Consider the following 13,296-nt stretch of genomic DNA (forward strand, 5'->3'; position numbering starts at 1 on the left):
TATGGGTATTTTTAGCTTTTTCAGTAAAGACAAGAAGGAAACCTTGGATAAAGGTCTATCGAAGACAAAAGAAAGTGTTTTCTCCAAGATTACCAAGGCGATCGCCGGTAAGAGTAAGGTGGACGACGATGTGTTGGATAATTTGGAGGAAGTACTGATTACCTCGGATGTCGGTGTAGATACCACGTTGAAAATCATCGACCGTATCGAGAAGCGTGTGGCCCGTGACAAGTATGTCACCACCCAAGAATTGACCACCCTGCTGCGTGACGAGATCGCTAGCTTGCTGACGGAGAACAATACGGAGGATGCCGAGGGATTTGCGCTTCCGGAGGGCAAGAAACCCTACGTGATCATGGTCGTAGGCGTGAACGGGGTGGGTAAGACGACCACGATCGGTAAGCTGGCCTACCAGTTCAAGAAAGCCGGCAAGAAGGTCTATCTGGGCGCCGCCGATACGTTCCGTGCCGCCGCCGTGGAGCAACTGGTGATCTGGAGCGAGCGGGTAGGCGTACCTATCGTGAAGCAGAACATGGGCTCGGACCCTGCTTCCGTGGCTTTCGATACGCTGAGCTCCGCCAAGGCGAACGATGCCGACGTGGTGATTATCGATACCGCCGGACGTCTGCATAACAAGATCAACTTGATGAACGAGCTTACCAAGATTAAGAACGTGATGAAGAAGGTGATCCCGGACGCCCCCCACGAGATCTTGTTGGTATTGGACGGCTCTACCGGGCAGAACGCTTTCGAGCAAGCGAAACAATTTACCGCCGCCACCGAGGTGAACGCCTTGGCCGTGACCAAACTGGACGGTACAGCCAAGGGGGGTGTCGTGATCGGTATCTCCGACCATTTCCGTATCCCCGTGAAATATATCGGACTCGGCGAGGGGATGGAGGATTTGCAAGTATTCCGCAAACGTGAGTTTGTCAATTCGTTATTTGGAGAATGAGAAAAAATAAAGTAGATATTATTACGCTGGGGTGTTCGAAAAACCTAGTGGACTCGGAGCAACTTATGCGCCAATTCGTTGCCAATGGCTATACGGTAGAGCATGATCCCCATAAGATCAATGGCGAGATCGTGGTAGTGAATACCTGTGGTTTCATCGGCGACGCCCAAGAGGAATCTATCAATATGATCTTAGAACTGGGCGAACAAAAACAAAAAGGACGGATCGGGAAGCTCTTCGTGATGGGCTGCTTGTCGGAACGTTTCTTGAAAGATCTGGAGAAGGAACTTCCCGAGGTAGATCGTTTCTACGGGAAATTTAATTGGAAGGAGTTGATCTCCGATCTGGGCAAGTCGTACCATCAAGAGCTGGCTACGGATCGTGTGCTCACCACCCCGAGGCACTACGCTTACGTGAAGATCGGGGAGGGATGCAACCGTACTTGTTCTTACTGTTCGATCCCGATCATAACCGGGGCTTATCAATCCCGTCCGATGGACGAGATCGTAGACGAGGTTCGTGGCTTGGTCGCGCAAGGCGTAAAAGAATTCCAGATGATCGCCCAAGATCTTACGTTTTATGGCCTCGATCGCTATAAGCGAATGGCCTTGCCGGAACTGGTGGAGCGGGTATCCGACATCCCGGGCATGGAGTGGATTCGTTTGCATTACGGGTATCCGTCTCATTTCCCCTATGACCTGTTGCCGGTGATGCGTGAGCGTGATAACGTTTGCAAGTATATGGACATCGCCCTCCAGCATATCAGCGACCCGATGTTGAGGATGATGCGCCGCAATATCACGAAGGCCGAGACGTATGAGCTGCTGGAGCGTATGCGCCGGGAAGTGCCGGGCATCCATCTACGCACCACCTTGATGGTGGGTCATCCCGGCGAGACGGAGCATGATTTCGAGGAGTTGATCCGCTTCGTGAAAGATATCCGTTTCGAGCGTATGGGCGCTTTCGCTTATAGCCATGAGGAGGGTACCTATGCTTATCAGCATTATAAAGACGAGATCCCGCAGGAGGTGAAGCAAGACCGACTGGATTACTTGATGCGTGTGCAAGAAGGCATCTCCGCCGACGTGAACGCCTCGAAAGTAGGGCAGACCTTTCGGGTGATCGTAGACCGGGAGGAGGAGGATTTCTACGTGGGACGTACGCAATACGACTCGCCCGAGGTAGATCCGGAAATATTGATTTCCAAGGATACTCCCTTGAGTCCGGGTAGCTTTTACCAAGTAAAGGTGATTGACGCACAAGCGTTTGATCTGTATGGTAAAGTGTTGAATTGATGTAAAAACTGTCAATATATTTGTCGGTTAACGAAAAAATAACTAATATAGCAGCACGAACTGTTATGGAATTAGATATGAAAAACAAGGAACTTATAACGGAATTGGCGAATCGCATGGATTGGACCTCGAAGGAGGTATCCGACATGCTTTCTGCGCTCAGTTCCGTCGTAAGTTCGAAATTAGTGGATAACGATACGATCTATCTGCAAGGCTTCGGCCAGTTCGAGGTGAAAAAGAAAGCGGAACGTATTTCCGTGAATCCGGCGAACGGGAAGCGATATCTGGTTCCCCCTAAATTAGTTCCCGTGTTCAAGCCCGGAACGACCGTGAAGAATCGTTTAAAGGAATTGGGTGATCATGAATAACCGGCTGAATATACAAGATTTAGCCGGTTTATTATCGGAGCGTACCGGCAAGGACAGAGGAGAGGTAGAGCGTTTCTTGAGAGATTTTATCTCGGTGGTATCCGAAGGGGTCTATACGGATAAGATCGTAAAAGTAAAGGGCTTGGGTACTTTCAAGATTATCTCTGTGGAGAAGCGGGAGAGTATCCACGTGAATACCGGTGAACGTTTCTTGATCCCCGAACATTATAAATTCTCTTTCCTGCCGGATAAAGACCTGCGGGAACAGGTAAACAAGCCTTTCTCTATCTTTGAGACGACAGAGATCAACGAGAACGTGGATTTCTCGGACATGGATGAGTCCGTAGAGGAGAAGGAAACGGAAGACGAGTCCGTGGAGGAGGTAATGCCGGATAAGGAAATCCCTTTGGCAAATACTCAGCCCAAAGAGAAGCCCGAACCGATACTAGAACCTGAACCTGAACCATTGCCTGAGCCAGAGCAAGCGTTTGATCCGGAGCCGTCATCGGTATCTGAACCGGAACGTGGATTGGAACCGGAACCGCCCGCGGAGCCATCTCCCATACCAGAGAGACCGGAAGAGCAAGCCCGTAGGAAACCGGAGGAAAAGGGGGTATTAATGATCGTCGCCTTTTTGATAATCGTAATCTCTGTATTCTTCTATCTGGGAAGAAATAATTGGAAACCGGCGCCTGCCCAAGAAGAGGTGATAACGGAAGCCAAGAATACGGTCAAGGACACGGTTCAAGAATCAGCTTGGATGCTTCATCCGGACTCGGTAGCGGAGAAGACCCCGCATACGGAACCGGAGCCTTATGTGGAACCGGCGCCCAAACCATTGGGGCAGGTGAAGATCAAGCATGGCGACCGCCTCACCGTGATCGCCTTGGAATATTATGGCAATAAATTATTCTGGGTATATATTTACCAACATAATAAGGCTGTTATAAAAGACCCGAACAACGTCCCGATCGGTACCGTGATCGAGATACCCGCACCGGAATCGTATGGCATCGATGCCAAGAGCCGTGAGTCGCGGGAGAAAGCCGCCGCCCTACAAACAGAGATACTTGCCGGGGAGTAAGAGAAATCCCCCTTTTTTAAGTAAAATAAAACAAAACGAGGAAGTGTTGGTTAGTATTATTTAACTGCAAAAGTGAAGGATACGAATTTAACATTTCTAATTTTGTGCATCCTAAAAAATCAACGTAAAATTGGGACAATATAATAACAATATAATAGAATAAATCTTATGAGTCAGACAGTAGACATTCGTGAGTTGAATGAGCGAATTGAAAGTAAAAGCTCGTTTGTGAACATGATTACGATGGGTATGGACAAAGTAATCGTCGGACAAAAGCATTTGGTTGAATCCTTGTTGATCGGTTTGCTTTCGGACGGACATATCCTGTTGGAAGGTGTGCCGGGTTTGGCTAAGACACTTGCCATTAAAACATTGTCGTCGTTGATCGACGCTAAATACAGCCGAATCCAGTTCACCCCGGACTTACTTCCGGCCGATGTGATCGGTACGATGATTTACAGTCAGAAAAGCGAAGAGTTCCAGGTAAAGCAAGGCCCGATCTTCGCTAATTTTGTGTTAGCGGACGAGATCAACCGTGCCCCGGCGAAAGTACAGAGTGCCTTGTTGGAGGCCATGCAGGAGCGTCAGGTCACGATCAGCGAGCATACCTACAAGTTGCCGAAGCCTTTCTTGGTAATGGCTACCCAGAACCCGATCGAGCAGGAGGGTACGTACCCGTTGCCTGAGGCGCAGGTAGACCGTTTCATGTTGAAGGTGATCATCAATTACCCGAAGAAGGAGGAGGAGAAACTGATCATACGCCAGAATATATCCGGAGAACGTCCGGAGATCAAGCCGATCTTGACGAAAGAGGAGATCCTCGACGCCCGTAACGTGGTTCGTGAGGTTTATTTGGACGAGAAGATCGAGCGTTACATCGTGGATATCGTCTTCGCTACCCGTTTCCCGGCTGAGGCTGGTTTGCCGAACTTGGCGAGCATGATCTCTTTCGGCGCTTCCCCTCGTGCGTCTATCAACTTGGCGTTGGCCGCCCGTGCGTACGCTTTCATCAAGCGCAGGGGCTATGTGATCCCGGAGGATATCCGTGCGGTATGCCACGACGTGATGCGCCATCGTATCGGCTTGAGTTATGAGGCCGAGGCGAACAACTTGACTTCTGAGGAGGTAATTAGCGAGATCTTGAATAAAGTAGAAGTTCCTTAAATGGAGACAAGCGAATTATTAAAGAAGGTACGCCGTATCGAGATAAAGACCCGTGGTCTTTCCCGTAACATCTTCGCCGGCCAGTACCATTCGGCTTTCAAGGGCCGTGGTATGGCGTTCAGCGAGGTGAGGGAATATCAGTACGGCGATGATATCCGGGATATCGACTGGAACGTGACCGCCCGCTACGTCCGCCCTTATGTCAAGGTGTTCGAGGAGGAGCGTGAGCTGACGGTGATGCTGCTGATCGACGTGTCCGGTAGCCGTGACTTTGGCTCCGTCAACGTCATGAAGAAGGAGGTGATCACCGAGATCGCCGCTACCTTGGCTTTCTCGGCGATACAGAACAACGATAAGATCGGCGTGGTGTTCTTCTCGGACAAGATCGAGAAGTTTATCCCGCCCCAGAAAGGAAAGAAACATATCTTATATATCATCCGGGAGCTGATCGATTTCCATCCCGAGGAGACGAGAACGGATATCAGCCAAGTGTTGAAATACTTGACCAACGCCATCAAGAAGCGTTGCACGGCTTTCCTCATTTCCGATTTTATCGATAAGGAGGGTTTCAAGGACGCCCTGACGGTGGCCAACCGCAAGCATGACATGGTAGCCATTCAGGTGTACGACCGTCGTGAGACCGAGCTTCCCGCCGTAGGCCTTATGAAGATCAAGGACGCCGAGACCGGGAAGGAGCAATGGATAGACAGTTCCTCCGCCCGTGTGCGCGCGGCCTATAAGGAATGGTGGGAGAAACGGCAGGCGAAGATGAGCGATACGTTCAAGAAATGCCGTGTAGACTCCGTATCTGTCCGTACCGAGGATGATTATGTGAAAGCATTGATTGCTCTTTTTGACAAACGTAATTAAAGCAAGCAGATGAAATTGATAAAGAAAAGTATCCTGTTTCTGGTCGCCGCCGCTTCCCTCGTGGGGGGAAGGGCATATGCGCAAAGGCCGTTGATCGATGTCGCTATCGACTCGGCCGCCATATTGATCGGAGAGCAGACTACCTTGCACCTTACGGTAACGGCGGATAAGGATCGCCCCGTGCAGATCGTGATCCCGAACGATACCTTGATGACGGGGGTGGAGGTACTGAACCTCTCCAAGGCGGACTCCACGGAGATCGAGAACGACCGGCTCGTTATCAAGCAGGATGTATTGATTACCTCGTTTGACTCGTCACTCTATCTGTTGCCTCCGTTGAAGGTGATAGACGGGGTGGATACTGTATATTCCAACCAAGTCGCCTTGAAGGTCTCCACGATTCCCGTGAACGCGGACAAGCCGGAGGAGTTCAACGACATCAAGACCGTATGGAAGCCACCTTTCGTATGGGCCGATTATTATCCGATCATTTACGGGATCTTGCTGGCCCTGTTCTTGATTTGCGTGATCGCCTATATCGTGAAACGGATCCGTGCGAAGAAGTCGTTGATCCCATTCAAGAAAGAGGAGCCGAAACTTCCGCCTCACGAGCAGGCCATCAAGGAACTGGATGAGATCAAGCAACAGAAACTCTGGCAGCAAGGACGAAGCAAGGAGTATTACACCTTGATCACGGATACGCTGCGTAAGTATATTGAGGAACGTTTCGGTATCAATGCCATGGAGATGACTTCCGGTGAGATCTTGGACCTGATCCGCAAGAACTCCGAGGCGCAGAGCGTGTACGATAACTTGAGGCAGATTCTGCAATTGGCCGACTTCGTGAAATTCGCCAAGATGAACCCGCTGCCGGATGAGAATGATTTGAGTATGATGAATGCGTATTTGTTCGTGAACCAGACGAAGGTGGAGGAGATGCAAGAGCCCGAATCTACGAACGATACAACTAATTTAAAGGATTAAGAGATGGTATTTGCGAATCCTAATTATTTATATTTATTGTTGTTGCTCATTCCGATGATCGGATGGTACGTCTACAAGCTGAGCAAGAGTCAGGCCAGCTTGCAGGTCTCCTCGTCGGAGGCGTTCGAGGCGCCGGGAGCGACATCATGGATCGTGTACTTGCGTCACGTGCCTTTCGTGTTGCGTATGGTAGCGGTAGCGTTGCTGATCGTGATCTTGGCCCGTCCGCAATCCACGAATAGTTGGTCCAATTCTTCCACGGAAGGTATCGATATCATGTTGGCGATGGATATCTCGGGTAGTATGCTGGCGCAAGACTTGAAACCGAACCGCTTGGAGGCGGCGAAGGATGTGGCCGCGTCGTTCATCAACGGCCGTCCGAACGATAACATCGGTCTCGTGGTCTTTTCTGCCGAGAGCTTTACGCAATGCCCGTTGACAACCGATCATACGGTCTTGCTGAACCTCTTCAAGGATATCCAAAGCGGTATGATCCAAGACGGAACGGCTATCGGGTTGGGCTTGGCGAATGCCGTGAGCCGTATCAAGGACAGCCACGCTAAGTCGAAGGTGATCATCCTTCTGACCGATGGTTCGAACAACGCCGGCGAGATCGCTCCGGTTACCGCCGCTGAGATCGCCAAGACGTTCGGCGTGCGTGTCTATACGATCGGAGTCGGAACGAAAGGCATGGCGCCGTATCCGTTCCAGACCGCATTCGGCGTGCAGTACCAGAATATCCCGGTGGAGATCGACGAGGCTACGTTGAAGCAGATCGCCTCTACCACGGGAGGGCAATATTTCCGTGCTACGGACAACGCCAGCCTGAAGGAGATCTATTCCGAGATCGACCAGATGGAGAAGACCAAGATCAGCGTACAGGAGTACAGCAAGAAGCAGGAGGAGTATAAGAACTGGGCCTTGCTGGTGTTCGCCTTGTTGCTGGTGGAGATCTTATTGAGAAATACATTGTTGAGAAATATACCATAAAGATAAAAGGCTTATGTTTCGATTTGCGCATCCGGACTTTTTATATTTGCTTTTTCTCCTTCCCGCATTGGTGGCGTTCTACGTGTATGCCATGATCGTGAAGAAGAAAGCGATAAAGAAATACGGTAACCCTACGTTGTTGGCCGAGTTGATGCCCGAGGTATCGACCAAGCGCCAGCATCTGAAGTTTTGGCTGTTGTTCGGAGCCATTACCATGGTTATCTTTATTATAGCGGGGCCTCAATTCGGCTCGAAACTGGAGACGGTGAAGCGTCAGGGAGTAGAGATCATGGTGTGTCTGGACGTATCCAACTCCATGTTGGCCGAGGACGTGTCGCCCAACCGTTTGGATAAGGCCAAACAGATGCTATCCCGATTGACGGACGGCTTTACGAATGATAAGGTAGGCTTGATCGTGTTCGCCGGCGACGCTTTCACGCAGTTGCCGATCACCTCGGATTATATCTCCGCCAAGATGTTCTTGTCCTCTATCAACCCGTCGATGGTCTCTACGCAAGGTACGGCGATCGGTGCCGCCATCAACTTGGCCGCCCGTTCCTTTACCCCGGACGAGACGACCGATAAGGCGATCATCTTGATCACCGACGGCGAGAACCACGAGGACGACGCTATCGGTGCCGCCAAAGCCGCCGCCGAGAAGGGCATCCACGTGAACATCGTGGGAATGGGTGATCCGAAAGGTTCTCCGATCCCCATCCAAGGAAGTAATAATTATATGAAGGATAAGGACGGAAACGTGGTGATCACGAAGCTGAACGAGCAGATGGGTCAAGAGATCGCCGCCGCTGGAAACGGTATGTACGTACGTGCGGACAATACGAACTCCGCCTTGAAAGCCCTTCAGAAAGAAATCGAGAAAATGAACAAGACGGAGCTGGATAGCAAGGTCTATTCCGAGTATGACGAGCAGTTCCAGATTTTCGCTTGGATAGCTTTGTTCCTCTTGATCGCCGATTTCATGACCTTGGATCGTAAGAACCGTATATTTAGGAAAGTAAAATTATTCTCTTAATTCGACGAAGTGATGAGACGTATATATAAATCTATGATATGGGTATCGGTCTTGGCGCTCAGCGCTGGGGCGGTCTCTGCCCAGAAAGCGGAACGGAAGAACGTGCGTGAGGGGAATAAGCTTTATGAGAGCGAGAAATACACCGAGTCCGAGATCGCTTATCGCAAGAGCTTGGAGGTGAATCCCCGCTCTACGGAAGGAACCTATAATCTGGGGAATTCCCTATACAAGCAAGGCAAGTTCCCCGAGGCCGCCGAGCAATATCAATTGATCGCCGGGCAAGGGGAGAAGATGGTGGCTACGCCGGAAGGGAAGGCACGCTTGTCGGAGGTGTATCATAATATGGGGAATATCTTCATGCAGAACAAGGATTACGGCAAGGCCGTGGAGGTGTATAAGCAATCGCTTCGCTTGAACCCGAAAGATGACGAGACCCGTTATAACTTGGCCTTGGCCCAGAAACTGCTGTCGGATCAGCAGAATCAGGATCAGAGCCAAGATCAACAGAACGACGACAAGCAGGAGAACAAGGATCAGAAGGACGATCAGCAGCAACAGCAACAACAACAGCCGCAAGACGACCAGAAACAGGATAAGACCCAAGAGCAACAGCAATCCAACGAGCAAATGAGCAAGGACAATGCCCAGCAGATGTTGGATGCCTTCCTGCAAGACGAGAAAGACACTCAAGAGAAGGTGAAGAAGGCGCAGATGCAACAGCAACAACGCCGGAAGACCGAGAAGGAGTGGTAAACTGGATAATAAACGAAAAAATGAGATACACAATGAGGAAATTAATTTTCTTATTCATCCTGATGTTAACGGTAGGGGTGGCGACAAAGGCCACGGATGTGACCTTCAAGGCCTCGGCGCCCCAAGCGGTGGTAATGGGAGAGCAGTTTCGCTTAACTTTCACCGTCAATGCCGAAGGCAAGGATTTGAGAGTGCAGGAGATGCCAGACTTTGACGTATTAATGGGTCCCTCCCAATCCACCTCCTATAGCAGTAGCTGGGTGAACGGGAAGAGTACCAGCGAGACAACCGTTACGTATACGTATGTCTTGATGCCGAAGAAGGAAGGTACGTTTAATATAGCTCCGGCAACGATCAAGGTGAACGGCTCTAATTATACATCGAATGGCTTGGCCATCAAGGTGCTTCCGGCGGATAAGGCGGGTAAGCAAGAGGCGGAGACAACGACGGCGAGCGGGGCGATCTCTAACGATCGGCTGTTCGTGAAGATGGACGTATCCAAACGAAGCGTGTTCGAGCAAGAAGGTTTCTTGGTGACTTTCAAGGTCTATTCCTTGGAAAATTTCTCGATTACGGGATTGAAATATCCGGAGTTCGAGGGTTTCTTGGTACAAGAGGTTGAGTTGCCGCAAGAGAAACAACTGACCTTGGAAAACTACAACGGGCGTAACTACCAGTCGGCCGTGATGCGTCAGGTGATCCTGTATCCCCAACGTTCCGGTAAGATCACGATCGAAGGTGGAAAGTATGATGCCGTGGTGCGTGTCCGTATGCAACAAGCGGGCGGCGGTAGCATCTTCGATAGCTTCTTCGACTCGTATCGGGATGTGAGCAAGGTGTTGACCACTTCTCCGGTTACTATCGACGTGAAGCCTTTGCCCTCCGGTAAGCCCGCTTCTTTCTCCGGTGCCGTAGGTACGTTCTCCATGACGGCTGATATCAGCTCGAACAACGTCAAGACAGACGAGGCTGTAACCATAAAGGTGAAAATCACGGGTAACGGAAACGTGAAGTTGGTGAAGAATCCGGAAGTGGTTTTCCCGAACGATTTCGATGTCTACGACCCAAAAGTAGAGATGGACATCAAGACCACGACCGCCGGTGTCAGTGGAAGCAAGACGATCGAATATATGGCGATACCCCGTTACGCAGGTGATTTCGAGATCCCGGCGATCGCTTTCTCCTATTTCGATATCAAGTCCGGTTCGTACAAGACCATCAAGTCCGAGCCTTATAAGTTGCATGTGGAGCAAGGCAAGGGTGGTAGTGGTTCTTCCCCGGTCGTATCGAACTTCAGTAATAAAGAGAGCGTGAAATACTTAGGCAAGGATATCCGTTACTTGAAGACGAAAGGTTTCTCCTTTATCGAGGGAGGTGATGGTATTTTCTTCGGTTCCTTTATGTATTATCTTTGCTATATCGTACCGGCTATCTTGTTTATCGTATTCTTCTTTATTTATCGTAAGCAGGTGAAGGAAAACGCCGACATCGCCTTGGTTCGTACCAAGAAGGCGAACAAGATGGCAGTTAGACGTCTGAAGAACGCCGGCAAGCTGATGAAAGAGAACAAGAAGGAAGAATTCTACGACGAGGTGCTGCGTGCGTTGTGGGGCTATTTGAGCGATAAGCTGAGTATCCCGCAATCCGATCTGACCAAGGATAACGTAGAGACAGAATTGGCTAAATACGGTGTAGACGAATCCTTGACGAATGAGTTCATGGATATCTTGAATACTTGTGAGTTCGCTCGTTACGCTCCGTCCCAAGCGTCAGACGCTATGGATAAGCTGTATGAGCTGACGGTAGACGCTATTGGTAAAATGGAGAATACAATTAAAAAGTAAGAAGATGAAGATGACTATAAATTTAAGAAAGGTATTGTTTTTCTTATTGACTCTATGTCTGATAGGATCCGCTTATGCGCAAGATACCGCCTTGAAGGAGGCCGAGGTCGCTTATACGAAAGAAGATTATGCGAAGGCGATCGAGCTATATGAGGGAATCTTGAAGAGCAATGGCGAGTCTGCCGCCGTTTATTATAATTTGGGAAATGCCTATTATAAGGCGGGTAAGATCGCTCCGGCTATATTGAACTACGAACGTTGTCTTCTGCTGGATCCGGGTGATAGCGATGCTCGCTTCAATTTACAGATGGCCCGTCAGAAGACGATCGATAAGATTGAGCCGGTTGGTGATTTTTTCTTGGTCAAATGGTTTAAGAGCGTGGAGAACCTCGGTTCCGCAGACTCTTGGGCGAAGACAGGTATCGTGTGCTTCCTGTTGTTTATCGGTTGCTTGATCTTGTTCTTTTTCTCCCGTTGGGTACGCTTGAAGAAGATCGGTTTCTATTTGGGTGTCCTATTTATTATCATGGTTGTTTTTGCCAATATATTCGCCAGCGACCAGAAGGATGAGATGATAAACCGTAAACATGCCATCGTATTCGCCCCGACCGTTACGGTGAAAAGCTCGCCCGACGCTAGCGGTACGGATCTTTTCGTATTACATGAGGGAACGAACGTGACCGTGAAGAGTACGCTCGGCGAATGGAGCGAGATCGAGCTTGAGGACGGGAACGTAGGATGGATGCCTAGTAAAGACATAGAAAAAATCTGATACATGCTAGAACAATTATTGGTTTGGGAACGTGACGCGTTCTTTATGCTTAACGGTAGCGACTCCGCTTTTTTAGATCGCTTTATGTGGATCTATTCAGGCAAGGCGGTTTGGCTACCGTTAGCCTTTTTTATATTGGTGGTATTGTGCTATAAGAAGAACTGGAAGGAGTGGTTGTTGATCTTATTGGCCATAGTCTTGACGATCACGCTATGCGACCAGTTCGCTTCGCATGTTTGTAAGCCCATCTTCACCCGTTTCCGTCCGACTCATCACCCTGATTTTATGGATCAGGTAAAGGTGGTGTTCGGTTATCGGGGAGGTATGTATGGATTTATCTCCAGCCATGCGGCGAACGCTTTCGGTTTCGCTACCTTGATGGCGCTGATCTTCCGAAATAAGCTATTTGGATGGACTATTTTCTTTTGGGCGATTTTGACTTCCTATACTCGTATTTATTTAGGAGTGCATTTTATCACGGATATTATTCCGGGAGCTTTATCCGGTCTGCTATTCGGGTATCTTGTATATCTGTTATACCTCTATATAAGGCCTAAATTGATTCCGGCAGATTCTTGGGTACGTCCGGAGGCCATTTACTCGGATACTCGGAAACGTTTGATCACCTATGCGATTTGGTTGACCATCCTTTTAATAGCCCTATTTAATGAGCAATTGGTATCGTGCTTAATATAAGAGGTTTTCGTTAAGTATGTCGTAAAGCATATTTGTTTTCAGCTCATTTTCTCAATAATAATTTGTTTCAATGCTATTAAATGACTAAGTTAGTGCCATAATATTAAACAAAAGTATTAACCTTCAAAATAAGAAAGCCATGACAAAGACGATTACATTTAACGAACTGAGAAGAATTAAAGACTCGTTACCTGACGGAAGTATACAACGCATCGCTGATGAGTTGGGATTAAAGGTTGAGACAGTTCGCAACTATTTCGGTGGACATAATTTTCAAGATGGACGGAGTTGTGGTTTCCATATCGAGCCCGGTCCAGACGGAGGGTTGGTTGTTTTAGATGATACGACTATTTTCGAGCGTGCTTTGCAGATACTGGCCGAGAGTCAGGATGCCGAAGCACAGAAAGCGTAAGAGAAATTCATTCGTATAAAAAATCCCATAGCTAAATGAAAGAACGCTTTGGGATTTTTTTATATTCAACAATTCA

The 13,296-nt window shown here is 49.0% G+C and carries 14 protein-coding genes; all 14 read left to right on the plus strand.

Features of this window, described 5'->3' with window-relative positions:
* Position 1 precedes the first annotated feature (1 nt).
* The 14 genes from ftsY (at position 2) to ACYIA1_RS06025 (ending at position 13,220) form a co-directional block, all read left to right on the plus strand.
* A complete protein-coding gene (gene ftsY, locus ACYIA1_RS05960) occupies positions 2–955 on the plus strand; it encodes a signal recognition particle-docking protein FtsY (protein ID WP_005857252.1) in 954 nt (317 codons plus the stop codon).
* On the plus strand, positions 952–2,250 hold the full coding sequence (gene rimO / locus ACYIA1_RS05965; RefSeq protein ID WP_005857250.1) for a 30S ribosomal protein S12 methylthiotransferase RimO: 1,299 nt from the start codon (positions 952–954) through the stop codon (positions 2,248–2,250). The genes ftsY and rimO overlap by 4 nt, the downstream gene beginning before the upstream one ends.
* Before the next feature lie 77 nt (positions 2,251–2,327).
* Positions 2,328–2,618, plus strand: coding sequence for an HU family DNA-binding protein (locus tag ACYIA1_RS05970; RefSeq protein ID WP_008778384.1), 291 nt, complete (start codon positions 2,328–2,330; stop codon positions 2,616–2,618).
* Positions 2,611–3,702 carry an HU family DNA-binding protein gene (locus tag ACYIA1_RS05975; RefSeq protein WP_480334701.1) on the plus strand — a complete coding sequence of 364 codons (1,092 nt, stop codon included), beginning with the start codon at positions 2,611–2,613 and terminating at the stop codon, positions 3,700–3,702. The genes ACYIA1_RS05970 and ACYIA1_RS05975 overlap by 8 nt, the downstream gene beginning before the upstream one ends.
* Before the next feature lie 168 nt (positions 3,703–3,870).
* Positions 3,871–4,866 (plus strand): AAA family ATPase, encoded by a 996-nt coding sequence (locus tag ACYIA1_RS05980; RefSeq protein ID WP_005857243.1) that lies wholly within the window; start codon positions 3,871–3,873, stop codon positions 4,864–4,866.
* A complete protein-coding gene (locus ACYIA1_RS05985; RefSeq protein ID WP_005857241.1) occupies positions 4,867–5,736 on the plus strand; it encodes a DUF58 domain-containing protein in 870 nt (289 codons plus the stop codon). It abuts the gene before it with no gap.
* A 9-nt stretch (positions 5,737–5,745) separates the two neighbouring features.
* Positions 5,746–6,720 carry a hypothetical protein gene (locus tag ACYIA1_RS05990; protein WP_195319935.1) on the plus strand — a complete coding sequence of 325 codons (975 nt, stop codon included), beginning with the start codon at positions 5,746–5,748 and terminating at the stop codon, positions 6,718–6,720.
* A 3-nt stretch (positions 6,721–6,723) separates the two neighbouring features.
* Positions 6,724–7,710 (plus strand): vWA domain-containing protein, encoded by a 987-nt coding sequence (locus ACYIA1_RS05995; RefSeq protein WP_005862644.1) that lies wholly within the window; start codon positions 6,724–6,726, stop codon positions 7,708–7,710.
* A 13-nt stretch (positions 7,711–7,723) separates the two neighbouring features.
* Entirely contained in the window at positions 7,724–8,743 is a 1,020-nt protein-coding gene (locus ACYIA1_RS06000; RefSeq protein WP_005857235.1) for a VWA domain-containing protein, read from the plus strand.
* Between the two features lie 12 nt (positions 8,744–8,755).
* The gene (locus ACYIA1_RS06005; protein ID WP_005862642.1) at positions 8,756–9,496 is read left to right on the plus strand and encodes a tetratricopeptide repeat protein; all 741 of its coding nucleotides are present in this window, start codon (positions 8,756–8,758) and stop codon (positions 9,494–9,496) included.
* Positions 9,497–9,528: 32 nt separating this feature from the next.
* The gene (locus ACYIA1_RS06010) at positions 9,529–11,340 is read left to right on the plus strand and encodes a BatD family protein (protein WP_480334705.1); all 1,812 of its coding nucleotides are present in this window, start codon (positions 9,529–9,531) and stop codon (positions 11,338–11,340) included.
* Positions 11,341–11,344: 4 nt separating this feature from the next.
* A complete protein-coding gene (locus ACYIA1_RS06015) occupies positions 11,345–12,112 on the plus strand; it encodes a tetratricopeptide repeat protein (RefSeq protein WP_008779812.1) in 768 nt (255 codons plus the stop codon).
* A 3-nt stretch (positions 12,113–12,115) separates the two neighbouring features.
* Positions 12,116–12,808 (plus strand): phosphatase PAP2 family protein, encoded by a 693-nt coding sequence (locus ACYIA1_RS06020; RefSeq protein ID WP_008772270.1) that lies wholly within the window; start codon positions 12,116–12,118, stop codon positions 12,806–12,808.
* A 139-nt stretch (positions 12,809–12,947) separates the two neighbouring features.
* The gene (locus ACYIA1_RS06025) at positions 12,948–13,220 is read left to right on the plus strand and encodes a hypothetical protein (RefSeq protein WP_005862635.1); all 273 of its coding nucleotides are present in this window, start codon (positions 12,948–12,950) and stop codon (positions 13,218–13,220) included.
* Positions 13,221–13,296 lie beyond the last annotated feature (76 nt).

The organism is Parabacteroides sp. KHUB-02, assembly GCF_056640955.1.